Below are 26,282 nucleotides of genomic sequence, written 5' to 3'. Positions count from 1 at the left end.
GTTGATTTATGCATTAATTTTTATTAAACGTAACACTATCGATGACGATCTCTTGCTCTTTTAAGTCGGAAGGCATCTGCCCTTTAAATAACCAAAGGTTAATGCGCATACGTTCCGTTGTAGCTTTTGGAACATCCGGTCCTGTATATTTCCAAGCAGCATAGGGCGCAATAGCAGCATCAGAATTTACCTGGCTGATAAAATTGATCTGATCTTCTTGCCAATCAAAACTGTGTCTTGTTGGACCAGCGTTACTGGGAATCTGGAAACGATATTTATTACCTGTTTTATCAGAGGGTTGAATGGCAAATTGTGCATTCTGATTTTCAGGGATTGACCATTTCGAGAACTCAATATCGATCTCCTCCACATCATTTAAATAGGTAAATAATCCAGAAACAACATTTTGGTCTAATAAGGTTATATCTGAATGTACATAGAAAGTATATTTACCATAACCTAAAGGTTGCTTACAATACATTCCCGCGCAATACCAATTACCATCTTTTTGCGTGATTTTTAGGTGCAGCTTTCCCTCTTTATCTATCCAAACATTATCTTCCGAATTGGAAAAGTAATTTGGGCCAGGACCTTTTTTGACCATATCGTTTCTTACGATCCAATCAAATCCGGAGAATTTAATTACACGATCTGTAGGCTCTTTTGGCTTTTCCACAACTGGCGCCTGGGTTCCACAATTCATCATTAACAACAACAATCCGACTCCTGCTGAGCCTACAAAAAGGTTTTTCTTCATCTTATTCCACTGTGATTTTTAATTCCAAATTTTCCAGAATAGCACCTGCTCGATCTCTAGCAGTCAATTTTATAGTTTGTGTGCCATTTTGTTCACCATCATGAATGAACAATAAATTCTTCAAATCTAAATCTAATTGTGAAAATTTGCTGCCTTTCTTTAATACTTCTGCACCTTTTATTAACCAGCCAAATACTGGAGCCTCCTCAATGGTGTAAATAATATCACCTGCTGATGCACCAGAAACTTCTAAATTATCCTTGGAAAGTACATATACACCGCCATTTTCAATTTTAAAATCAGTTATATTTTCTAAAGTCAATTCTGAATCTCCAGATGCCAATGTAGCGATTATCATTGGTGGTAATAAGGTGGCATGTTCTTTTGATGCAATTTCATCGGTTTCATCTGAGCCAGGTTGTCCATCCAACATAAATGATTTTAAACCCTCTGGATTGACGTTTTTATAATAATCTGTTATATCAAAATTGAAAAAACTAACCTTACTGGTTTTTATGGAGGCAATTCTTGGACTCTTTGGAAACACCATATTGTTAAATTTTATTGATGCCTCTGTCCAACTAGCATTAGGTGTTTCAAATAGATTTAGATCGACCCCTTTGGCATGTGTAAAAGAAACAGACAACTGCATCCTTAAATCTGTAACCACACCTTCTTTCTTAAAATCATTAAAATCAAAAATCATTACTGCCTTACGGTCATAATCACCATTTCCAGAAACGTTCTTAATTTTCAACAGGTTGGTGGTTCCCAAATTCTTATCCGAATCAATTCCTCCATTGATGTAAGAATCGTGTTTAGGAAAAATGGTATCTAACAAAAGGTTTGGGTTTACGGCATTTGCATCTCCTGTTGGCGCCGAATAGTAAGTGATAAAATTGGTCACATGCATCACTCCATTAGTAGGGACAAGATTGGAGGTGCGGATCTGCCATTGGCTATTCGTTCCTTCATTGATGATCCCAACATAGGTACTACTATGAGAAAGAAACATCGTTTGCCCATTCTCTGTATTATAAGCAATTGGTTTATTACTTGCAGATAGTGCTGGATCATTAAAATTTACTGTACCATTTACGATATGATATTTCAGCATATTCTTCAAAATCGGTAAAGGAATATCATTTATAGACGCATAACCATTGTCTTTTAGATAAGCTGTAAATGCTTGGTTGTTAGGCGCAATAAAAGTATATTCTTTCGATCCATTATAATAGCTTTCCATCCCAGCTTTAATGATCGCTTCTTTTAAAAGACTTAAAGATTCGTTTTCTGAAATAAAGGTTAGCGCATCAACTGAAAGTTTACTATTATCAGGACCTTGTACATATTCAAAATTCTCCTGTATTTCACAGCTATATTGCATACCAATTAATCCTACACCTAATAGCACCATTGATATTGTATTTTTTAACTTTTTCATAAAATTAATTTTCATTGGTTATTTGTAGAATTCATTTTGATTGAGCTTCGGATTTCTTAATAAAGCATTCTCATGGATTGGCCATACTAGATTTTTTTCGTCTGATAGTCCATTTAAAGGATTCATTGTATTTATGGCTTTACCTGTTCTTACGAGGTCAAACCATCGATGCCCTTCAAAGGACAATTCAATAGATCGTTCATGTAAAATAGCAGAAGTAAGATCACCATAAAGATTTTTTGCCACCTCCAAATCCATAATTGCCAATCCAGCTCTCCTTCTAATATTATTCAGGAGTGTTAAGGACTCATCTGTTTGGTTAAGATTGGATAATGCTTCTGCTTTTAACAGCATAATATCAGCTAATCGAGTCAAAACAATATTATTACCTGAAGGGTCAGGGCTTTCATCATTGAATCCCACACCAAAGAATTTCCATATTTTACGCGGTTGAACTTCTTTCACATCATAGATTAGATTTTTCCTTAAATCCCCTTCTTCAAAAGAAGCTATAAATTTTGAACTTGGAACATAATCAGAGTCCGAACCTAAAGCATATAAAACTCTTAAAGAATTTGTCTGAACCTCATTATAACCCACTTCAAATATACTTTCTGAGCTTGCTCCCTTATTGAAAATACTATTCCAATCACTTATGGAAACTAAACTGAATTGGCTATCGTCTAGTACTTTGTCGGCATATCCTACTGCTTTATCATACTGTTTTTCCCACATGGCAAGTTGGGTAAGAAATGCATATGCAGCACCTTTTGTTAAAAACACTCTATTTCTATCCCCCGTGTAATTGTCTGCACAATTGGACGCTGCAAACAATAAATCTTCTTCAGCCTGTTTTAGAACATCGGCCTGACTATTTCTTTCCACGAACAAATTCTGATCTATACTTTCGTATGGTTCCAAAATGATGGGGACATCACCCCATATCCGGGTTAAATAAAAGAAGGCCAATCCCCTGAGTCCTCTAGCCTGTCCCAATAATTGATTTCTTAATGCACTATCTTCGGATTCAAAAACCGTAGGGATATATTTAATGGCATAATTAGCCCGTGAAATCAAGGTGTAAAAATTATCCCAACGTGCAGAATTAATGATTGGTGTAAGATTGTTTTGCTGTAAGGCAAATGGATCTCCTGAATGTCTTGTAGTTACATTATCTGCCCTACCTTCACCCCAATAAGCAAAGTTTATACGAAAAACAGATTGTAAAGAATTATAAATGCCATTCACTCCGGCCTGTGCATCGGCAGGTTTTTTATAAAAACCTTGTCCCGAAAAATTACTGATAGGTTCTTTATCCAAAAAACTTGAACAAGAAGTATTAGAAGCACTCAAAACAAAGGCGGCTATGATATATTTAAATGATAGTTTCATGATAATTCAAATTAAAGTCCAAATGTTAAACCAAACATAAACGTACGGCTCTGCGGGTAAGACCCCTCATCCAGGCCCACCCGAAGTCCGGAATACGAATTTACATCAGGATCAAAACCAGTATATTTGGTCCAAGTGATTAAATTATTGGCATTAATAAAGGCGTCAACCTTTCTGAGTCCAATTTTTTGGGTCCATTCGGGTTTGAGACTATAACGTAGGTTTACATTTTTCAACTTGATGTAAGAACCATCTTCTACCCACCTACTTTGAACACGTGAATCTGATTGCTTTGGATCGTCCCTAATCAATCTTGGAAAATTAGTGATATCTCCCTGCTCTCGCCACCTGTCAAGTGCATCTGTAGAAAGATTATTGTACCGTACAACAGAGTTTCTTTGATGGTTCAATTCACTATATATTTCATTTCCAACGGAATACTGAAGGAATACATTGAGATGGAAATTTTTATAACTAAAATCGTTAGAAATACCACCAAAGAATTTTGGTTCAGCATAACCAATAATTTCACGGTCATCCTGATTGATGATATTATCTCCATTTAAATCCTTCCAAATGGGATCACCGCCCACAAAAACAGGTCCGCTAGCACCATGAGTAACTTTGTTTACATTATCTTCATCACGCGCATATACACCCATAAAACGCCATCCATAAAATACACCGATTGGCAGTCCTTCTTGTAAAATATGATATGTCCCATTTTGGATATACCCATTCGTCAATAAGTTTTCTGGCAAAGATGCTACTTTATTCCGGTTCAAACTTATATTAAGACCTGTATTCCAGGTGAATGCACCTTGTAAGTTTTTAGTTTGTAAGCTAAACTCTAAGCCTTTGTTTTCAATATTTCCAATGTTCTGAGTAATAAACTCGAAACCTGTAGTATTTGGAATTGGTACATTATATAATAAATCACGTGTTTGCTTTAAATACGCTTCTGTCGTAAATAAAACCCGATTGTTCCAAAAGCCCAATTCCAGACCAAGGTTATACTGTGTCGTTGTCTCCCAACTCAAACTCGCATTTGGCATAACAGTAGGCGATGCTCCTGAAAAATCAAGGTAATTCGTTCCTAAGGTAAATTCACCCTGTGAAGTGTAATCTCCAATCGCTTCATTACCAGTACTTCCTAAACTAAACCTCAATTTACCATCACTTAACCAACTGGCATCTTTAAGCATTTCTTCATCCTTAAATCTCCACCCGGCTGAGGCAGATGGAAAAAATCCAAATTGATTATCTCTACCAAATCGGGATGATCCATCTGCTCGTAGATTGAATTCTAGAAGGTATTTACCTCTATAATCATAGGTAGCACGTCCAAAATAGGATAACATGGCGTGTTCGGAAGCCACATTCACTCCTTGGTTAGAAATGACCGATGCGGCATTCAGCGTTCTGATATCATCACTTGGAAAGAACATTCCATCAAGTCCCGTCCGATCAAATCGCCACTTCTGGAAACTCATACCCAAAACCCCTCCAAAATTATGTACATTCTCCAAACTCTTTTGGTAGGTGAAATAACTTTCATTTCCCCAAGTGAGATTACCAATATTTCTTACCCCTCCTGTATTATATCCCTCACGATAATCTAATATCGAAGGCATAAATTCTTCCTCTTTCATGGATATATAATCCAAGTTAAAATTTGATCTGAATTTCAGGTCTTTAAATATATCAGCCTCTACATATTGACTTCCTATTATACGATTACTTTTATTGAGGTTAGTGGCATATAATGCCATTCCAACTGGATTGCGCATACCGATCATATAACCATTCAAGGAACCGTCTGGTAAGTACATGGACATGTTTGGAGGTCTAACCAATAAACTTCGAATGATACTTAAATTCCCCGTTCCTGCAGCATTGGTCCGATTGTTCACCCCATTGGTATAAGAAATACTTTGGCCTATTCTAAGGTAATCCGTTAGATCAAAATCAACATTCAATCTGGAAGTAAACCTTTTGTAATTCGAATTTAGAATTATCCCATCTTGATCTAAATAGGATGTGCTCCAAGCATATTTTGCCGCTTTGGTACCACCTCTTACTGCAACATCAATTTTATATTGCTTCGCTGTACGCATCAATTCATCCTGCCAATCTACATCACCATTGTTCATTGGGTTTAAAGAATCAATTATGGTATAATACGGTTCTTCTGGATTTGGTAGGGCAAAGTAAGAATCCAAGACAGCTTCTCTATATTGGGCAGCATTAAGCACGCTTAAATTACGGGTGAGATTACTAATGCCCGTAGTAGCATTGACAAGGACTTCAGGTTTCCCTTCAGCACCTCGCTTAGTCGTGATCATAACAACCCCATTTGCAGCCCTAGAACCATAAATAGCTGTGGAAGCTGCATCTTTTAATATCTCTATGGATGCAATATCATTTGGGTTGATATCTGCCAAAGGATTGAGGCCAAAGTTTTCTGTACCATTTAAGGAGGAGATAGAATTTGACTCAATTGGAATGCCATCAACGACAAACAATGGATTATTGCCTGAGTTCAAAGAAGAATTTCCTCTCACACGAATCATCATTTCTGAACCTGGTGCACCGGAGTTTGAAGATATCTGAACACCGGCAGCACGACCTTGAAGAATGGAAATAGGATCTTGTAAACTGGTTTTTTCAATCTCATTGGAACCGACCGAAACAATTGATCCAGTCAGGTTTCTTTTCTTTTGGCGACCATACCCTACTACAACTGTTTCTTCTATGACTGTAGAACTGAATTCTAAAGTGACTTGAAGAATAGTTTGGTTTTGGACAGTAACACGTTTTTCGGTAAATCCTTGAAAGCTGAATATCAATTCTTGACCAACAGAAATATTGGTCATTTCAAAATAGCCTTGATCATTTGTACTTGTTGCTTTAGAGCTGCCTGCGACTTGGACGGTTACTCCGGCCAAACCAGCATTATTGCTATCCTTGACATATCCTGTAATAGTTTTGGTCTGCGCCTGGGCAGTAAAGAAGGCTAACAAAATCAATCCTAAGAGAAAGAGTATTTTGCTAACTACTCGACTTTCCAATTTAATCATAAATCGGTGGGTGGTTATCATCATAATTTCAGATTAAAGGTTTACAATCTGTTTGTTTATGTAAGCAAGTTATGATTTTAAGATAATTTATGCAAATGTTTGCATTAAAATAAATATCACATTGCGTTATTTTATGGTTATAAATTAATTATACATATAATTTAATGCAATCAATTGCATTAAATTATATGATTCATAAATTTGAATAACAGAAAAATTACATTAAATTAGGTTCCATAAATTTTTAAGGATGAAACAGGCAGATTCCCCAAGGATTACCATAAAAGATATAGCAAAAGCATTGAACGTTTCGACTTCAACCGTTTCCCGCGTTTTATCGAATCATCCCGCGATCAGTGAGGCTACTAAAAAAATGGTGAATGAAAAAGTTAAGGAATTAGGTTTTTCAATCGACCCCATAGCTTCCAGTTTCCGGAGTAAAAAAACAAAGTCCATCGGGGTGATTTGCCCAAGAATTGATATTGATTTTCATTCCAAAGTAATTAGTGGAATTGAAGACTATGCTTATAAAAACGGCTATCAAATAACCATTTTTCAATCCCAGGATAATTACAAAAAAGAAAAGGAGATTGTGCAAATGCTGGAGAGTTCTTTGGCTGCCGGATTAATAATTTGTCCTGGTTTAGAAACACATCGCTATGAACATCTCAAAAAGTTAAAAAAAGCCAATATCCCCTTGGTGGTATATGACAGAAATGCAACAGGTTTAAAAACCAACAAGGTGATGATCAATGATCATGAAGCATCCTTTAAGGCAACTGAACATCTAATTCAAATGGGCTGTAAGCAGATTGCACATATTTCTGGAGACCAATCGGTAGGCATTTTCCAATCTCGTTTACAAGGATATAAAGATGCATTACTTCAGCAAGGATTAACTGTACAAGAAGAATTGATAAAGGAAGCCAAGCATTTGAGTTATGAGGAGGGTTTGGAGTTGGCTCAATCTTTGGCTAATTCGAATATGAAAATAGACGGATTAGTTTGTGCAAATGATTATACTGCCGCAGCCGCTATACAAGTATTTAAAAAATTGGGATTTCAAATCCCAAAGGATATCGCGATTATAGGTTTTAGTAATTACCCTATTTCCAAGGTTGTTGACCCCCAATTATCCAGTATAGACGATAATGCTTATTCCATGGGCAAAGTAGCATCGAAACTTCTTATCCAGCAAATTGAAGACCCTGATTTCGAACACACCGATTACCAAGAAATTTTAATAAAAACCGAACTTATCCTTCGGGAGTCGAGCGACAGGGATAAATATTAAGTTTTCCAGTTTCTGAGTTTATATCCGTGAAAAGCATAATAAATGAGATATGCGTAACATGGTATTAATACCCAATAGGCTTCCCGCAGACCCATATAATCAGCAAAATACCCATACAGCATCGGTAGGATAGCATTTCCACACAGGGCCATTACCAATAAAGAAGCGCCAATTTTAAGATATTTACCCAAATCTGATAAGGCTAATGGCCATACCCCAGCCCAAATCATCGAATTGGCGAAACCTAATAAAACCAAGAACCAGACGGAAACATCCGTGTGATAACCCAAAAGATTAATCTCCCCGTTAAAGAATAAAATCCCTGTAGATAATATCAGACCAAAGCAGGTGCAGAATTTCAAGGCCGATAATTGGCTGATGTATTTCGGGATCAAAAAGATCCCCAATAAATACCCTATAATCGTAGCAGTAAGCGTATATGAAGGAAAAGTTTTGGCATCATAGAAGCTTAAGCCATGATGTTGAGCATAATTAATGATACTATCTACCGCAATTACTTGGGAACCAACGTGAAAAAATATAGCAACACTTCCTAAAACCAAATGAGGAAAAGCGAAGATATTGGGCTTTACTTTAGCATCAGATAGATCAGATTTCCCATCCTCTGAAGTATTTATTTCAGGTAATGGCGAGAATTTGATCAATAAACCCAATCCGATTAACACGACGCCCACAATCCCATACGGAACAATGACCCTTTGTGTCAATCCATTTAGAGCAAGATTTTTTTCCTGGGGAGATAAGGTCAGTATTGATTCAAAGTATTCTTTATCTTCCGGCTTAAGAATAATAGCCGCGAACAATAATGGAGCAATAATGCCAGCCATTTTATTACAGATCCCCATGATACTAAATCGTTGGGCGGCTCGCTCTTTATCTCCCAATATCGTCACATAAGGATTCGCAGCTGTTTGTAGGACTGAAAGACCAATACCTAAAGTGAATAATCCAAGAAGGAATAAAGGGTATGATCTGACGGCACCAGCTGGAATAAATAAGAAGGCGCCAACTGACATCACAAAAAAACCCAGCATCATCCCAGTTTTAAAACCAAATCTATTTAAGAAGTATCCAGCAGGTAAAGACATCACGAGATAGGCAATGTAAAATGCAAATGCAACTAGATAGGATTCAAAATGATTTAATTCAAACGCTAATTTGAAATAGGGAATCAGAATGGCATTTATCCAGGTTACAAAACCAAAAACAAAAAACATGATTGCAATGATCAATACCGACATTCTTTTCTGTCCTGTTGTCAAGGATTGAACTGAAACTTCCTGATAATTCTTCATGACCCAAGGTTTTAATCGCTTTTTCCCATTCTTGTTAATCGCTCGTACAAGAGGCGTACTTTCCTATTTCTAAGATCATGTTCATCCTGAATTTCACGAGTATAAATAAAGTCACCATTCAGTTTTTCAAAACGCTCATCCAGGTTATTATCCAAAATTCCTTTTAATTCTTGTATTATGGCAGGTAGCTTTGCGGAATCAAAATCAGCTAGGTTCAATTGCTGTTCAATTAGCATATAACCAAGGTATTGGGCTCGGATTTCTGCCATTAAGGGGTAATGAGCATATTCTGTTTTATTGTTTTTAGGGTTTAATTCCTGCAATTCCCTCAGGACCCATTCTGCACTATCTTTTATAGTTTGAATGGTCAAATCGGAGGATCCAACTACACCTTGATTTATTTCATAAGGATTGGCCTGAAGAGCTTTCCAGAATCGTTTTGATTCTTGGTCATTGAATCCATATTGCCTTTTGGCATAGTCTAAAACAAAGTTGTCTACCTGTAATGGCCTATCACTTTTCATCGCTTCAAAGTAGGCTGAAATCAAGAGGTTGAATCCAGATAATGGGTAAACGCGACGAATAGGATACAGTTCAACTAAATCTTTTGGGGATTCCCATAAACTGGAATACAACCCGGATGTTGACCAAGATGTGATGACCATGCCTTGATATCCAAAACCACGTGCCAAGGGAATAAATTCGCGGATATTTCTGAGGTGTTTTTCCCATTGGGTGATATAATAATTATCAGGATGTGACCTTAAAGATGGAGCCCCCCAAATCTCAAACCCAGACTGCAAAAGATTACTATGTTTGCCGAACATATTGATGTCCCAACCATAATTCCAATCCACAAAGATTGTTTCTTTTGGTAAACCTTTAAGTGCGTCGGGATATTTCATGGCAATATCTGCCCATAGTACAGGTCTTTTGCCCAAACTTACGACCAATTCACAAAGAAGTTTTATATAATCGCCATAAAGCCTTCCCTTACCAAATTCTGCAACTTTCTTTTGCGATTCCTTAGAATGTCCAAGTAAGTAAGTTTCATCTCCACCAATATGGATATATTCTGATTGATGTGTACTGATCAAATCATTGAATAGATCTCTAAACAATTCTTTCGCCAGGTCTTCTTTAAGTGGATTTATCTGCGAATAATCCTTTTGATCCTCACGGAGTTCCTTATATCGATAATGACGTAAGATATACTCCACATGACCAAAACTTTGTTGAAGTGGAATCACATCAATTCCTAAGTTTTCACAATAATTCACGAAATCAATAACTTCCTCCCTAGTATATGCGAATTGATTAGGGATCAAAGGATGGTTTTTGAATGGATAAGTAGCCTCCCATTCCATAATTAATGTATTCATACCCCCATCCTTCAATTGCTTTGCAAATGATTTTAATGCCGGTATTTTCATCACTTGAACCCTTAGGTCCAAATGAAAGCCTTTAACCTTAAAATCACTGTTCTTTGATTGGGCAGAGACATTTATGAATAAAACATTCAAAAAAGTAAATACGAGGATTATTAAGTTCTTCATAAAGATTTAGTTTTGGTAATAGTGGTAATTTTCCTTGCAGATTACATCCAGAGGAGAATAATTGATTTTAGGTGGTGTTTTCTGGGTATTAACTTGAGCAAATAGAGACATGATCGATTGATAGCCTTGTTCGAGAGGTTTATGACAGATCAGAAAATCTATAGTGGATTTCTGAAGGTATTCCACATTCTCTGGCAGAAAATCAAATCCAATTAATCTAATTCCTGAAATTTGCTTTTCCTCAAAAAACCTTGCAATAGTAGATACTCGTGAATTACTAACCAATATGCTTTTAGGGTTAGATGATTTTAGGTATGTTTCTAATTTATTGGATACATAGCTGTAGTCTGTACCTAATATAATTAGATGCTTCATATTTTGTTCAATATTATGTTCCTTGAAAAATGATCTTACTCCTTCTTCTTTAATAAGAATATGATGATCTTCTTCTAGTTCTTTGGAAACATGGACTATTAAAAACTCCTCATTTGGCTTATTTAATAAACTAATTAACCTAGCCGCTAGTGTTCCACTCTGAAATAGATTTGGCCCATAATATGCTAGATTATTACATCCTTCGAGATTGGAATTTATAAAATTATAGGGAATATTTTCTTCGTCACAGTATAGACATACTTGTTTCGATTCTTTTAGGAAAGTTGGAGCCAAGACTAAACCATCTACTTTTGCTTTTTTAAGCTCTTCAATTTTTTCTATAAAACTCAAACGGTCATTCTGATCAAATAAAAATAACTCCAATTTAACTTGGTAAATTTCTAATTCAGAGACCGCACGTTGAATGCCTTTCAAAGGAGCATCCCAAAAAGCCGATTCTTCTGAACTTTTAGGAACCATAACTGCCAAAGTGATCAATTTACGTTTTGAAAGGGCTCTTCCGATCAGATTAGGTGAATAATTATGTTCATTCAGAATGGCAAGAACACGCTCCTTTGTCGCTTTGGCAACTCCAGGTCTATTATGCAATACCCGATCTACTGTTCCAATGGAAACATTGGCAAGTTTAGCAATCTCCTTTACTCCTTGTAAATTTTTCTTTTCACTCATGCCTGCTTAACTATATTTTTGAAATTTGATATCCCCCATAACCATGGTCAATTCTGCGAACAAATCCTCATTTAGAATTACCAGATCAGCATCATAGCCTTTTTCAATTTTTCCTTTACGATGATTTATATTCAATATACGTGCTGGTGTTTGAGACATCATTTTAATGGCTTCTACTAAAGGTACCTCTCCCAATCGCACATAATTTCTGATCAATTGATCGGCTGTTGCCACACTTCCTGCAAACGCTGATCTGTCCATTAATTTTGCTACACCATCCTCCACGATCACAGGTAATCCATCTGATGCCCGACCTAGTATACTTTGTCCCTCTGGCATAGCTGCTGCACGCATTGCGTCAGTTACCAAGGCGATCCTGTCTGGGCCTTTTATCTTATAAATAAGTTTTAATAATGGTGGTGGAACATGGATTCCATCTCCAATGATTTCCACATCCATGTCATCGATTAGATATCCCGCTTCTATGGTACCGGCGAAACGTTGCGCATTTTTTCGGGTTATTCCGGACATCGCAGAATAAAAATGGGTAGCTAATGAGAATCCATGGTTAAATCCTTCGAGGACCTCTTCATAAATCGCATCGGTATGAGCAAGAGAAGGCAAAACACCATTTTCTGTTAAATAATCTGCAAATTTTAATGCTCCGGGGAGTTCGGGTGCTGCACTCCAACGGATGATATGGGGAGAATATGAAAGAATACCCATATATTCTGATGGTTCCGGGTCACGGATATATATAGGGTCTTGGGCTCCTCTTTGACTTAAAGCTAGATATGGTCCTTCTAGGTGTATCCCAAGAAATGCTGCTCCTGTATCATTCATTTTTAATGCTTCTTCGTAACAGTCCAACACTGCATAAATACCAGATAATTCTGCAGTAAGGCTGGTTGGACACATGGCTGTAGTACCAAATTGAACATGAGTATTTGCGATGCCTAAGAACGCCTCTAATGTTGCGTCCATAAAATCGAAACCACCTCCACCATGTACATGAAGATCGATAAAGCCCGGAGAAAGGTATCTCCCATTCAAATTTATCTTGACGGTATCTGATTCAACTGCTATTTCACCATGACCAAAATCTAAAATCTTAGTTCCATCAACCAATACATAACCATTAGAAATTTGGGAATCAGATAGAATTATTGCTCCATTGTAGAAATAGGTTTTTGACATGGAATAGTTTATATTGGGTTATTGTTAATCCTGTTAACGATAACAAATATAATATTCCATGCTTTTAAATGCAAGGTAATTTATGCTTATTTGAGGAAAAGCTTTAAAATTGTTTATTAAAAAATCGTTAAATTATAATCCTAAACAGCTTTCAACCTTTCCTCTTCCAGATCGATTTGATAGATCTGATGCCTGATCAACTCTTCATCAAACTCTTCACTTTTATTTAATTCTGCGAGGTATTCTCGTTGCACTTGAAAAATCTCAAACAGCATGTTTTTACTGATGTCATCCATCCAATTGGTTTCTTGTACTTTGGACTGATCCTCCCAGTGCTTCAATATCTTTTCCATACCCGCATGGCCTGCATATTCGGTTTCATATTTGGATTTAACATGTTGGTAGACATGCTTTCTCAGACCAACTTTCATTTTCAACCGGGTATTTTGCGCTATCTGCTCCTCATCTTCAAGTCCCTCAAATATTTTAAATCTTTTAATAAAATAAGGCAGGGTAAGCCCTTGTACCACAAGGGTCAATAATATCACCACGAAGGTAATGAACAAGATGAGGTTTCTATAGGGAAAAGGTTCACCCGAAGGCAATGTTAAGGGGATGGCTAAGGCTGCTGCCAAGGATACCACCCCACGCATACCGGTCCATCCTAACATGATAGGCAAATACCAGCGCCTTCTACTGAATTGGTTCTGGTGTGCAACCGCTGGTCTAAAAATAACTGTGGCAAACATAGCAGCATACGAGCTCAAAATTCTGGCAAGGATCAGCACCACAGTAACGATCACCCCATAGCCCATAGCTGTACCAATAGGAATTCCATGAGACTTAATAGCTGCAACGATTTCCGGAAGTTCTAATCCGATCAGCAAGAACACCATTCCGTTCAAGATAAATGTAAAACTCTCCCATACAGAATATCCTTTAACCCTACTTGTACTTGCTAAGTAGCTCATCCGTCTAGCAGACAAAAATAACCCCCCAGAAACAACAGCTAACACGCCGGAACAATGGAATTGCTCTGCCACCCAATACATGAAATAAGGTTCTATTAAAGTCAGCGCAATATCAGAAGGGGCATCTGTGGAGAAATATTTATGGATCCACATAAAAACCAAAGCGATCAGAATACCTATCCCTACACCACCAAACAACATCCATAGGAAGTCAACAGCCGCTTCTTGTATAATAAATTGGCCGGTTCCAACGGCAACCAAAGCAAATCGAAAGATGATTAAGGAGGAAGCGTCATTCAATAAGCTTTCTCCTTCTAGAATTGTCGACGTGGATTTAGGTATTTTCACAAATTTGGTAATTGCCCCAGTGCTTACAGCATCTGGAGGTGATACTATCCCTCCTAGCACAAATCCTAAGGCAATGGAGAATCCCGGGATCATCTGATTGGAAACCAATGCCACCAACAAGGCAGAAAAGAAAACCACCAGAAAAGCGAAACTTCCAATAATCCGCCACCATTTTTTCATTTCCTTAAAAGAGATTGTCCATGCAGCCTCAAATAATAAGGGTGGTAGAAAGATGAAAAATATGAGGTCGGGATCGATTTTGATAACTGGAAGACCTGGGATAAAATAGGTCAAAAGTCCGGCGACCACCAATAATATCGGATAGGCGATCTTCAATTTGTTAGCCCAAATAGTCAGTATTACAATCAATAATACCATGACCAATACCATTGGGAGCATGCTATGCATCATAAAAACGTGTGATTAAAAAATAAAAGTATGGAAAAATTAAATTCACCATACTTCTACTTTCAAAAAAAAACACTTAATATTTCATGCTATTTATTTTTTGTAGCTCTTTATTAGTAAAAGCTATATTTCTTTATTTGTACAAAAGATATTTCTTACGCATTTTCTTGTAAGCGGAAAGCCCAGGTTCCCAGCTCTTTCTAATCTCTTCTTCAGATAAACCTGCTTTAATCTGCTCCTTAAATTCAGATACACCAGCCAAATAATCGATATTTCCAATTTGACGATGAATGGATCGGTCGAAGAATCGTGCCTTGTTGGGATGTTTTGCATAGAGTTCCATCATCCATTTCAAGTTAATTTTTTTCGATTTCACCAATTCTTCCAGGTCTGTTTGGCGTAGGTCCAAGCCATAACAAACTTGATCTTGGTACAAGGGGTCTTCCGCTCGACCAGGCATAGAAACCGGTGTATAATTGAAGTTATAAATCCCTTTATACATTGGTCCGCCCACTACCGTAAAAGCATAATCTGTTCCCCGACCATGATTGAGTGAAACCCCTTCAAAAAGACAGGTGCTAGGATATAATAAGATACTTTCTGGGGTATTTAGATTCGGAGATGGATAGATAGGCAGTTTATACAACATATCATGTTTGTAGTTTGCATTTTTAATGACCCTTAATTTTACCTTCAAGTTGTTTTCCAGCCAACCTTCCCCATTTGCCATCTGGGCAAACTCCGCAACTGTTAATCCATGGACAATTGGAATAGGAAATTGGCCTATTCCCGATTTGTTTTTCATGTCCAGAATGGGGCCATCAACAAAATAGGCATTAGGATTTGGACGATCAAGAATCAGCATTTCCTTTCCATATTGTGCTGCAGATTCCATCACATCCCTCAAAATATTAATATTGGTATAAAACCTACATCCTACGTCCTGAATATCATAGATCAAGACATCCACATCAGCTAAATCTTCCTTAGATGGTTTCTTTTTGGCGCCATATAAAGAAATGATCTTTACCCCAGTTCCCTTATCAACTTCATCCCCAACCTCGGTACCATTACTGGCATTCCCTCTAAAACCGTGTTCCGGGCCAAATACTTTTACCACATTTATCCCTCTTTTAACAAGGCTATCCAATAAATGGGACTTACCAATAATGCTCGTTTGATTGGCAATCAGAGCAACCCTTTTACCTTTTAATTGAGGAATATAAAGTTCTGTTTGGTCAGCGCCAGTTTTGATCTTGTCATTTGCGTATTTTAATTGGCCAAATACAAAGCCTGAACTCAAAAAGAGAATGGAAAAAATGAATAGGTTTATTTTCATGATAATTTATTAGGTTAATAAAGTTACATTATCTTTGCAACTTATTAAAATTGCCTACAAGTGATTAATGTAAATAATATATCCGTTTCCTTTGGAGGAACCACTTTATTTTCAGACGTTTCATTCTCTATCAATGAAAATGATAAAATTGCCTTAATGGGTAAAAATGGCGCTGGAAAATCTACTTTATTAAAAATTATTGCTGGAGTCGGAAAACCTACAACAGGAAATGTCACAGGACCCAAAGATGCTGTTATTGCTTACCTTCCGCAACATTTACTGACTCAGGACGGCTTAACTGTTTTTGAAGAAACAGCTAAAGCTTTTGATGAACAGAACAGCATGGAGAAGGAATTAATTGAACTTAACGAACAATTGAATGTACGGACGGACTATGAATCGGACGATTACATGAAATTGATCGAGCGGGTTTCCGAATTGAGTGAAAAATTCTATTCCTTGGAGGAAACGAATTATGATGCTGAAATTGAAAAGGTATTAAAAGGCCTTGGATTTGAAAGATCGGATTTCAACCGTCAAACTTCTGAATTTTCTGGAGGATGGAGAATGCGTATCGAACTGGCAAAAATACTCCTAAAGAAACCAGACCTTATCCTACTCGATGAGCCTACCAACCATATGGATATCGAAAGTATCCAATGGCTCGAAGATTTTCTGGTAACACAGGCTAAAGCAGTTATGGTGATTTCCCACGACCGTGCTTTTGTTGATAATATCACCAATAGAACAATCGAGGTAACTATGGGTAAAATCTACGATTATAAGGCTAAATACAGCCATTACCTTGAGTTACGTAAAGAGCGTAGGCAACACCAGATCAAAGCGTATGAAGAGCAGCAGCGATTTATAGCCGATAATCAAGAATTCATAGACCGCTTTAAAGGTACTTACTCTAAAACCTTACAGGTTCAATCACGCGTGAAAATGCTGGAAAAACTGGAGATCATACAAATTGATGAGGTCGACACTTCCGCATTGCGATTGAAATTCCCTCCTTCCCCAAGATCAGGAACTTATCCTGTAATGGTAGAAGACCTAACGAAATCCTATGGTGATCATTTAGTTTTTGAAAAAGCAAATTTGGTGATCGAAAGAGGTGAAAAAGTAGCTTTTGTAGGTAAAAATGGAGAAGGAAAATCAACCATGATTAAAGCAATCATGGGAGAAATTGATTTTGAAGGGAGTTTAAAAGTTGGCCATAATGCAAAAATTGGTTATTTCGCCCAAAATCAGGCCTCCTTACTGGATGAAGAGCTGACCGTATTCGAAACGATTGATCAGATTGCAGTTGGTGATGTAAGGGTAAAAATAAAGGACCTACTGGGTGCTTTTATGTTCAGCGGAGATGATACCACCAAAAAGGTAAAGGTACTATCAGGAGGAGAAAAGACCCGTTTAGCTATGATCAAATTATTGTTGGAACCTGTTAATGTGTTGATTCTGGATGAGCCTACCAATCATTTGGATATGAAAACCAAGGATATCATCAAGGATGCTCTTCAGGATTTTGATGGCACCTTGATTCTAGTTTCCCATGATCGTGATTTCTTGGATGGTTTGGCAAAAAAAGTATTTGAATTTGGAAATAAACGTGTTAGGGAACATTTCGAAGACATTAAAGGATTTTTGGAATACAAAAAAATGTCCAGCTTGAAAGAAATCGAGAAATAAGAAAAAAGAGTGCAAATGCACTCTTTTTTTTTGTACTCATTTTTTTCTGCGGAATAACTCAAATATGGCATCCAAATCATTCTTCCTATAATAATGGCGGCTTCCAATTTTAGTAGGGATAAGGGAACCGTTCTTTACCAATCGATAATAAGTGCTCTCACTGATATTTAACAGTTTCAGAACTTCCTGGGTACCCAATAATTCTACTTGCATAGGCTGTGAGATTTCTGGGTTTACCTGCTGCACTTCGGAGGAAATTAAGCGATTTTCATAGAGACTCATGGTTCTAAGTAGGACTTTTAATATATCCTCAAGTAATCTTCGGAGCTTCAAAAGATCATTATGGAGCATAACAATTTGATTTTAAAATAATTCAACCTAAAATTGGTTTTTTAATCAGCGAATTGCAAGGCACACTAATTTATATTTGCATTATTAAAATATTAAATAATTCTATATAAAATCATTTAAACAGCGTTGTAATGGAAGAAATAAAATAAAACAATTATTAAGCTGTTTTCTATATTTAATTAGGTAAATTGCATCACAAATTATAATTACTTCACATTAACAAAAAAATCTAATTCCATAATAAAAATTCATGGATTTAGATCCATTTTTCCAGTAATTATATCTTAAAATAGCTTGATTTCAATGAATAAAATTTCTAATAAATGTGAAGATGAACAGATTCATCTTTTAGGACTGATACAACCTTACGGGATATTGATAATCCTCGACAAGGATTTGAAAGTCAAAACCCATAGTCAAGTTATTGAGCCTTTAAATAAGGTTTTTCATGAGGAGGATTGGCTAGATAAAAACATCCAGGAAATTCTTCGCCTTCCATTTGAAAAAATCCAACATGCTTTTGATGAACTTTCTGAGCAGAACCAAGCTGAGAATCCTCATCGTTTCTCCCAAGAATTCGTCGTGGAGGATCAAGAGTTTTACTTATCCATGTACTGGACCAATGGGTTACTTTACTTGGAATTTGAGGTTAAGCATAATAAACAAGGAAATCTCAATTTATCTTTTAATTCCTACCTTCAAAAGATTTCACAATCCCAGGATTCCCTTTGGCAAGATCTCAGTGATATTTTAGGAGAATTAATGGGCTTTGATAGAGTGATGATCTATCAATTTTTAGAGGATAGCAGCGGCATTGTGGTTGCCGAGCATCTGAAGGATCAGTCATTATCATCTTTCTTAGGTTTTCATTATCCAGAATTCGATATCCCCCAGCAAGCAAGAGCGTTATATAGCAAAAACCACATTCGTTTTATTGTAGACACGGATGTAGCGCCTAATCATATGATCAGTATTGGTGAAGAAATCGATTTGCAAAGGGTTGGGATCAGGTCCCTTTCCCCTATCCATCTTCAATATTTAAGAAATGGTGGATTTCGATCAAGTCTAAGTATTTCAATCATCGTAAAAGGAAAGCTCTGGGGATTGGTATGTTGTCAAAACGAAATGCCATTACATGTAGACCTTCAACGAAGGAATCTAGCTTTCACCCTAACCCATTATGCAGCGTCGAGGTTTCAATATCTAGAGCATGAGGAAAAACTCACCTATCTGGGTGAATCTCAGAAATTAGAAAGTCAGATAAAAGAGGCTATTTATTTAAAAAACAATGTTTTTAGAGACTTAGAACCGATCATGCCCCAACTGATGGAAGCTATGATCAGTGATGGAATAGCTATTATTCAAGGGGACGAAATAATGACCTTTGGAGAAACACCTGGGAAATCATCGATCTCTAATTTTATCTCTTCTGTGAAATCGGAACTTAAGGATATTTATTTGAGCAATCTTCATGATAAATATTCCAATATGGATTCCAGTCTGTTTTTTGAAGATTTTCCAGGAATAGCCTTTCTGCCAATTGAAGGCCCATTAGGGTTTACATTGATCTGGTTCCGAAAGGAAACACCAGTGATAAAAAAATGGGCAGGAAAACCGGAAAAGGATTTTGTATTGGATGAAGCCGACCAGGTGTTAAAGCCTTCTCCACGAACTTCTTTTCAATTGTATATGGAGGAAGTGAAAGGATCAGCCATAAAATGGACCCAAAGAGAAGTGCTGTTTCTTCAACGAATCAAGGACGTACTTCAACAGGGAATGTTAAAGAAGGCTTCACGAATTGCTGCCCTCAATGAGCAGTTGATAGAGATGAATAATGCGTTGGATACCTATGCCTATACCATTAGCCATGATTTGAAAAATCCGCTTACTGCCATTAAGCTTTCGGGAGAATTCTTGAGTGTTAGAGATTCCGTACCAGACGGTTTAAAGAAAAAAATGACACAGAATATCTTGGATGGCGTTAATAATATCGTTAATATGCTCGATAAGATCCACAGCTTTTCAAAAGCCAGTGTATTTGATTATCAACCTGTATTAATTAGTACCGATAAATTCATTAAAGAAATTGTAGAAATTGCCAGAGAGCGGTATAGCTCTGGGGGGTTAAATGTGTCTTTTGGCGAATTATTGCCTGTTTATGGAGAAAAGACGCTGGTTTACCAGTTATTTGTCAATATCATAGGTAATGCCATTAAATATTCTTCCAAGAGCAAAAACCCAACAGTTTCCATTTCATCCGAGCAATTAGACAATGGAGTGAACTATAAAGTAATAGACAATGGAATCGGTATCAAGAAAAGCGAGTTGGAAACAGTGTATGAAATTTTTAAACGCATGTCCAATTCTGCTGGCTTTGAAGGATCGGGAGTCGGAATGGCCATTGTAAAAAGGATAGTCGATAAACTGAACCTAAAAATTTCCATTGAAAGTAACTTAGGAGTAGGAACCGAAATAGTAATATTTTTCCCTGATTATACGATTGATAAAACATTCCATGAATAATTTTGCCGATATTCTTAAAAAAGAAACCCTTGCTATCCATCAACAAGTGGAGAAAACCGTCATACAACGGATAAAAAATGTAAATAATCTGGATGCATATAAAATGCTTTTATTGGATTTTTACCGTTTTTACAAATCCATAGAAGACGCTAGTCTTCCATATTTGGAGGAAGGAAATTATCCCCACAAACCCAACTACCAAAGGTCCCGTAAAATTATCGATGATTTAATGAGTATGGGGTCGGAAGCTCCAGCAATAAGTCCCTTAAAACATCCAGACATTTCCTCTTTAAAAGAGGCATTAAGCGCTATATATGTATTAGAAGGATCTGCTTTGGGTGGTCCCTATATTGCAAAAATGCTTGAAAAAAGAGGGATTGATCAGTCTTTATCATTTTTTATGGGAGATGGAGAAAAAGGTATGGAAAATTGGCAGGATTTCAGAAGGCATTTGAATGAACTTCCTATTCAAGAGAACGAAAAACAGGAATTGATCCAATTGGTAAAAGAGGTCTTTCTTAGTTTTGAAAACCAATTAAAGACCTCTTAAATTCATTAGTTCTTCTTGTTCAACCTTTCGGCTAACCATTTGACCTGTGCCTGATGCTGTTCTGGCAGGGTATTATGACCGGTTTCTTTTTTCACCAATAATTCCTTTGGAGCAGTGATCATATTGAAAGCGGAATAATAGGAAGTCGGTGGACAAGTTTCATCATTATATCCCCAAGTATAGAAACCAGGAACCTTTACGAATCTCGCGAAATTAACCACATCATAATATGCGAGATTTTCGATATATTTTTCAGCTTGATAACGTGGGGCATTTTGCTGATTTAGGATATGAGGCCAGCCTCCTGCCCTTTGGTGTAAATATCCTGTCAAGTCGCATAAAGCTGGATAATTACTTCTCAAATATTTAATTCTAGGATCGAGTGCAGCCGTAACTATGGCAAGTGCTCCTCCTTGACTACCTCCGCTTACAGCCACATCCTGACCGTTGAATTTATCCAATCCAAAGATAAAATCAACTGCCTTAACACAGCCAACATACACTCTTTTATAATAGTAATGATCTTTACTATTTAAATTCATGAAAGGGTATTCAAAAAGCGAGGCTTTAGCCAAACTGCTGTATAGTTCCTTGGGTAAATCAACTGGGATACCATGAATACCCATGTTTAAGGTTATAATATCTTCATTTTCAAAATCCTTATTTGCATTATATGGTCTAATACCAGCTCCAGGAACTAATAAAACCGCGGGAAACTTCCCCTCCTTATTAGGTACAGTAAGTACGCCATATAAGCGTCCAACCTTCATATTATTCTGAAAATTAATGGCATAAACCTTGATTTTTTCGTTAGATTGCTCAGGTATCTCTGTCATTATTGGATCTAAAGGTATCTTCCGGGCATCAGTGATCGCATTGGTCCAAAAAGATTCAAAATCAGCAGGTAGTTTAACTGTAGGCTGAATTTTTTGTGCTTCAAAAGCCGCAGTCGCCATCCCTTTTATTGTTTTACCCGCCCCGGTTCCAAGAATCGTACAACGTAAGAATCCTGGTTTTGTCATTGTTCCTCCTTTTATAGTTCCTTCAAAATCTTTGATTTCTCCAATTTTTAAAGGTGGCATTTTCTCTTCCCCAATTTGATAGTTGATTTCCAATGGTCCTTTAAGGTCTTCAGCTCCTGTTATCTTATAACTAAAGGTAACTTCTTCATTCAGTAGATAATTCCAATCTGGATGGTTGCAGGCAACTTCAATTTTTACCTGCGCAAAGCACAGGACATAAAGAAATAACAATACGGTGGTTAATAGGGTTGTTTTCATAGGTTTAGATGTATTTGATTGTTATTCAAATATAAAATTTTTCAATAAGATTTACTTTCTTGGATTAATCTAGGCTCTTTAATTTAACCCGCATCAATTTATCCTTAGCCGTAATATAAAGATAACCATCATCCCCAAACGCACAATTTGCCGTTGGATTTCCGGTATGGATCCTTCCAATAGGATTACCTTGTTTATTAATTACCACAATACTTTTACCTGCCGCTGCAAATACATCACCCTGCTTATTGATCTTGATACCATCTGCAGCCATCGATTCATTTGGAAAATTCTTCTTAAAATCAAAGAATACTGTTCCTTCACCTTGAATACTCTTACCTTTTAATGCATAGCGCATTATATAAGGATTATTTCCATCACTCAAGGCTACAAAAAGCTGTTCAGCTTTAGGCGAAAGTGCTATTCCATTTGGACGATCGAGATGATCTATCAAAAGGCTTACCCTACCATCGTCAGATAGACAATAAACCCCATTAAAAGGAATTTCCTTATTTACGGAATCTTTTTCCCGATGCGGTAATCCATATGGTGGATCAGTAAAAAAATAATATCCCGCGGGATGTTCGCAGATATCATTGGGAGAGTTAAAACGCTTTCCATCCCAATTGCCAGCAAACAAATTTTTAGTTTTATTATCCAGATCAATAACCGCAATCCGACGATTACCATGATCACATGCAATCAATTTCCCAATCTTGTTAATCAATAAGCCATTTGTTCCAGGTTCATCACTATAGTGTCCATCTCCGTCAAAACCAGAGGGATGAAGAAATACTTCTTTACCATTTTTTTCATCCCAACTAAAAATCGTATTCAAAGCTGGATCACTAAACAGCAATCGATTATTTTTCCCATCCCAAACTGGTCCCTCTGCCCATTTCATACCATCGGCAAGTAACTCAAGTTGTGAGGTGGAATCAATAAGCTCCAAAAATGAAGGGTCAAAAATTTCAATTTTAGTCTGTGCAGATGAATTGAAGGATAACATGAAGAAACTGATTAGCAAATAAATATTTTTCATTCGGGTTGATTTCAAGTATTCCTAAGATAGGTAAAATTCCCTAATCTGGTAAAACACGTTTTTCCATATATGTTTTAACAAATAATATTATAAATCTATAATTAATTGTTTAAACATTTTCATTTTGATAATTTATTGGCATTAAAAATATAAATGTTTCAACAAACACCTTTTATTTTGTAATATTTTAGCCACATTATCAATTTCAACTATACTTTAGGTTATTAATACGCGCATATAAATATTACCTTGCGGTTAAATTTTAACGTTTATGTAAAACGAAAATTTTTATTTCACACTAACGCATCTCTCTATATGAAAAAAAAGTATTCAAGTCCTGACTTGCAATATTATGAAATTGCAATAGAAAACAGCATAGCAACCGGCTCTGCAAGAGCAACTTTTATCGGACCAAATAATGAAGCCTCCCCGGATGTTGATCCTTGGAATTTTAATCCCGACTCTCAACAAGACAACCCTACCCACACGGAGGATTGGTAAGCTGCTCATTTATTACCTATAATAATTATTTTATGAAAAAATATACTTTAAAACCATTCAGTATTTTAATGGTTTTCGCACTTTTTAGTTGTCAAAAAGATGTAAATGATCCCATCGGTGCCGATGGCCTCAAAGTTTCTTTTGATGTAAATACAGAAACCAATATAGATAACCCTGAAAATGGCGATGATCCTTTAGGAAAAAAATCAAGCAGCCAAAAATCTAATCTTTCTTATAACTTGGTTAATGTTCAACAATATAAAGAAGAGGATGTTGAATTTTCTGTTTGGAAAGAAGAACTTCGCGTGAACTTAAATGAAAAGATCAAAACGAGCGGAAGAACCCAACATAATGGAAATATAGCTTTGGCACCTGAATATCCAGACAATTATATTCCTGCCCAAGTCATTCCTGGTGGCCGTCAATTAACAAATGGTGTAAAATTCCGAGTGATGATTTATGATCAGAACAATAATTTTATAGACGAACTAGATGGAACGGCGGGCAGTCTGACTCCCCCAACAACGACCAAACTGAAACAAGGAACAACGTATAAATGGTTCTCCTATTCCTACTACTCTTCAGCTCCATTAGAACCTATTCCTACCGCCAATAAAAACAATCCAAACCTAAATGTTAAGAATGAGGATTTCTTATATGCCTTCGGTACATTTACTACAGGTGTTGAAGCTGGTAAAATACCAGAAACAAAAGTAAAGATTACCTTCAAACACATGATGGCGATGGTTGAAATGAATGTTTTGACCGGAGGATTCGCTGCAAAAGCTGATCTTGCGAAATTTCTAAGCCAAGATGCCTCAAGACCCTATATCCAAGTGCATGCAAATGTAATTGAGCAAGGTGTTTTTAATTTGCTTTCTGGAACTTTTACAAGCAAATCAAAAGTAACAACACCAGTATATGTCAATGCATTAAGCAATTATGCATATAATCTGAATTACCCTGTAACTTCTTACCATGGATTTATTTTCACAATACCTGCTGGTGAAAATGATTATATCAATGATTTCACCTATACGGTAGAACCTTGGTTAGTTTTAGATCGTCCAGCTCCTCCAAGGATTTATAATAAAACGTTTACTGATAAAGTTAGGATTGGAAAAGGTATGTCTTCCAGATTAAGTGTCGTACCTTTTGATTTGGGAATTAAAGTTCCTGCTACTTCCAATACGGTCGCAGTAAATTGGTCCAGAGGTGACCTATATTATGACAAATCCCAAGGATTTACCAATTTAGATGGGTTTACAAGATGGCAACATAGAAATCATGAAGGCACTTCTATTACCTATGCCAGCAGTTTAAAACCTTATGGAGTAACAACACCTACTCCAAGCTATGGTCAACAAGTAAATAATTTTGGTTCTACATACTATCCTTTTAATGCGCCTTATCCATTGGCGACTGAAACTACCACAACAACACAAGACCCTTGTAATGGTCTCCAACCCAACGGATCAAAATTAAACGATCGCTGGAGAACCCCAACCATAGCTCAAGGAGTTGCCTTTGCCAATTACTTCAATCAATATGCAAATACAGGAAGGATTAGCCACACCTTTGTTTCCGCATCAGGAACTGATCCAGGTAAATTAATCGTAGTGGTGAATATAAAGGATGGAACAGCAGATGATTGGACAGATCGCATTTCATTTGAAATGAAAGGATATGCAAAATACACCTCAGGTGCTACTCCTGAATATGTTATGGAGCCAACCAGTATTCCGCAAGTTAATGCGAACAGGCAAATTGGTGAAGGTTATTATAAATTAGCTGTGGCAAATGGTTATGCCTACCTCAAAATAACAGCGAATTCTGGAAGCTCACCAAAATTTAAAGCGCAAGTTTATTCTTCCAACAGTACAGCTACTACTGGAAACATCATTAAAGCAACCCTAAATGTAAAAGATGCGATCAATGTACGTTGCGTGAGAAATTTTCCGACAACATAAATAATCCTAAATCCATATAGAAAGGTCATGAAGTTCATGGCCTTTCTTTGTTTATTCACTACATCATTACTACACAACAATCGATGTGTAAATTAAACACTAAGGATGTTGATTTGTGTGGTAACTTATTTATTTAAAATATTGTTTTTCATTATTTTACGAATAAAAACATAGTTCAATGAGATATTGACATACACCTGATGTAG

Annotated in this window: 19 protein-coding genes; 6 read left to right on the top strand and 13 right to left on the bottom strand. The window is 36.7% G+C overall.

The annotated features are described in order from the left end of the window. Positions 1-13: 13 nt before the first annotated feature. The 4 genes from E3D81_RS14475 to E3D81_RS14460 are packed head-to-tail and all read right to left on the bottom strand — an operon-like array spanning position 14 to position 6,697. The gene (locus E3D81_RS14475; protein ID WP_134777947.1) at positions 14-757 is read right to left on the bottom strand and encodes a glycoside hydrolase family 16 protein; all 744 of its coding nucleotides are present in this window, start codon (positions 755-757) and stop codon (positions 14-16) included. A 1-nt stretch (position 758) separates the two neighbouring features. Next, complete coding sequence (locus E3D81_RS14470) at positions 759-2,201, bottom strand: DNRLRE domain-containing protein (RefSeq protein WP_245153228.1); 1,443 nt, start codon at positions 2,199-2,201, stop codon at positions 759-761. Between the two features lie 18 nt (positions 2,202-2,219). Next, positions 2,220-3,593, bottom strand: coding sequence for a RagB/SusD family nutrient uptake outer membrane protein (locus E3D81_RS14465; protein ID WP_134777945.1), 1,374 nt, complete (start codon positions 3,591-3,593; stop codon positions 2,220-2,222). An 11-nt stretch (positions 3,594-3,604) separates the two neighbouring features. Further along, positions 3,605-6,697 (bottom strand): SusC/RagA family TonB-linked outer membrane protein, encoded by a 3,093-nt coding sequence (locus E3D81_RS14460; RefSeq protein WP_134777944.1) that lies wholly within the window; start codon positions 6,695-6,697, stop codon positions 3,605-3,607. 226 nt (positions 6,698-6,923) lie between these two features. On the opposite strand from E3D81_RS14460, the gene E3D81_RS14455 reads away from it, so the two are divergent. Continuing rightward, complete coding sequence (locus E3D81_RS14455) at positions 6,924-7,967, top strand: LacI family DNA-binding transcriptional regulator (protein WP_134777943.1); 1,044 nt, start codon at positions 6,924-6,926, stop codon at positions 7,965-7,967. Here E3D81_RS14455 and E3D81_RS14450 read toward each other — a convergent pair. From E3D81_RS14450 to E3D81_RS14425, 6 genes are all read right to left on the bottom strand, one after another. Then, complete coding sequence (locus E3D81_RS14450) at positions 7,964-9,283, bottom strand: sugar MFS transporter (RefSeq protein ID WP_134777942.1); 1,320 nt, start codon at positions 9,281-9,283, stop codon at positions 7,964-7,966. The genes E3D81_RS14455 and E3D81_RS14450 overlap by 4 nt on opposite strands. An 11-nt stretch (positions 9,284-9,294) precedes the next feature. Next, a complete protein-coding gene (locus tag E3D81_RS14445; protein ID WP_134777941.1) occupies positions 9,295-10,839 on the bottom strand; it encodes a beta-N-acetylhexosaminidase in 1,545 nt (514 codons plus the stop codon). A 6-nt stretch (positions 10,840-10,845) separates the two neighbouring features. Further along, a complete protein-coding gene (locus E3D81_RS14440) occupies positions 10,846-11,904 on the bottom strand; it encodes a LacI family DNA-binding transcriptional regulator (protein ID WP_134777940.1) in 1,059 nt (352 codons plus the stop codon). A 6-nt stretch (positions 11,905-11,910) separates the two neighbouring features. Continuing rightward, positions 11,911-13,101, bottom strand: coding sequence for an N-acetylglucosamine-6-phosphate deacetylase (gene nagA / locus E3D81_RS14435; protein ID WP_134777939.1), 1,191 nt, complete (start codon positions 13,099-13,101; stop codon positions 11,911-11,913). A 140-nt stretch (positions 13,102-13,241) separates the two neighbouring features. Next, complete coding sequence (locus E3D81_RS14430; RefSeq protein ID WP_317128154.1) at positions 13,242-14,831, bottom strand: Na+/H+ antiporter; 1,590 nt, start codon at positions 14,829-14,831, stop codon at positions 13,242-13,244. Positions 14,832-14,961: 130 nt separating this feature from the next. Then, positions 14,962-16,167 carry an exo-beta-N-acetylmuramidase NamZ domain-containing protein gene (locus E3D81_RS14425; RefSeq protein ID WP_134777938.1) on the bottom strand — a complete coding sequence of 402 codons (1,206 nt, stop codon included), beginning with the start codon at positions 16,165-16,167 and terminating at the stop codon, positions 14,962-14,964. A gap of 60 nt (positions 16,168-16,227) precedes the next feature. Here E3D81_RS14425 and E3D81_RS14420 point away from each other — a divergent pair, with 60 nt between their 5' ends. Continuing rightward, positions 16,228-17,859 carry an ABC-F family ATP-binding cassette domain-containing protein gene (locus E3D81_RS14420; RefSeq protein WP_134777937.1) on the top strand — a complete coding sequence of 544 codons (1,632 nt, stop codon included), beginning with the start codon at positions 16,228-16,230 and terminating at the stop codon, positions 17,857-17,859. 36 nt (positions 17,860-17,895) lie between these two features. Here E3D81_RS14420 and E3D81_RS14415 read toward each other — a convergent pair whose 3' ends face one another. Continuing rightward, positions 17,896-18,141 (bottom strand): helix-turn-helix domain-containing protein, encoded by a 246-nt coding sequence (locus E3D81_RS14415; RefSeq protein WP_167554322.1) that lies wholly within the window; start codon positions 18,139-18,141, stop codon positions 17,896-17,898. A 372-nt stretch (positions 18,142-18,513) separates the two neighbouring features. Between E3D81_RS14415 and E3D81_RS14410 the strand changes: the two genes are divergently transcribed. Both E3D81_RS14410 and E3D81_RS14405 read left to right on the top strand, forming a co-directional pair. Continuing rightward, a complete protein-coding gene (locus E3D81_RS14410; RefSeq protein WP_134777935.1) occupies positions 18,514-20,733 on the top strand; it encodes an ATP-binding protein in 2,220 nt (739 codons plus the stop codon). After that, positions 20,726-21,283 (top strand): biliverdin-producing heme oxygenase, encoded by a 558-nt coding sequence (locus E3D81_RS14405; protein ID WP_134777934.1) that lies wholly within the window; start codon positions 20,726-20,728, stop codon positions 21,281-21,283. Before E3D81_RS14410 ends, E3D81_RS14405 begins: the two co-directional genes overlap by 8 nt. A gap of 5 nt (positions 21,284-21,288) precedes the next feature. On the opposite strand, the gene E3D81_RS14400 is transcribed toward E3D81_RS14405, so the two are convergent. After that, entirely contained in the window at positions 21,289-22,563 is a 1,275-nt protein-coding gene (locus E3D81_RS14400) for an acetylxylan esterase (RefSeq protein ID WP_134777933.1), read from the bottom strand. Between the two features lie 64 nt (positions 22,564-22,627). After that, positions 22,628-23,605, bottom strand: a complete 978-nt coding sequence (locus E3D81_RS14395) for an SMP-30/gluconolactonase/LRE family protein (protein ID WP_134777932.1) — start codon at positions 23,603-23,605, stop codon at positions 22,628-22,630. Positions 23,606-23,920: 315 nt separating this feature from the next. On the opposite strand from E3D81_RS14395, the gene E3D81_RS14390 reads away from it, so the two are divergent. Together E3D81_RS14390 and E3D81_RS14385 are read left to right on the top strand one after the other, a co-directional pair. Further along, complete coding sequence (locus tag E3D81_RS14390; RefSeq protein WP_134777931.1) at positions 23,921-24,106, top strand: hypothetical protein; 186 nt, start codon at positions 23,921-23,923, stop codon at positions 24,104-24,106. A 32-nt stretch (positions 24,107-24,138) separates the two neighbouring features. Then, positions 24,139-26,076 carry a hypothetical protein gene (locus E3D81_RS14385; RefSeq protein ID WP_134777930.1) on the top strand — a complete coding sequence of 646 codons (1,938 nt, stop codon included), beginning with the start codon at positions 24,139-24,141 and terminating at the stop codon, positions 26,074-26,076. The last annotated feature ends 206 nt before the right edge of the window (positions 26,077-26,282 follow it).

This window comes from Sphingobacterium sp. CZ-2, assembly GCF_004526235.1.
Lineage (GTDB): Bacteria > Bacteroidota > Bacteroidia > Sphingobacteriales > Sphingobacteriaceae > Sphingobacterium > Sphingobacterium tenebrionis.
Note: the sequence above shows the minus strand (reverse complement) of the source record. Positions and strands in the feature narration are given on the sequence as shown.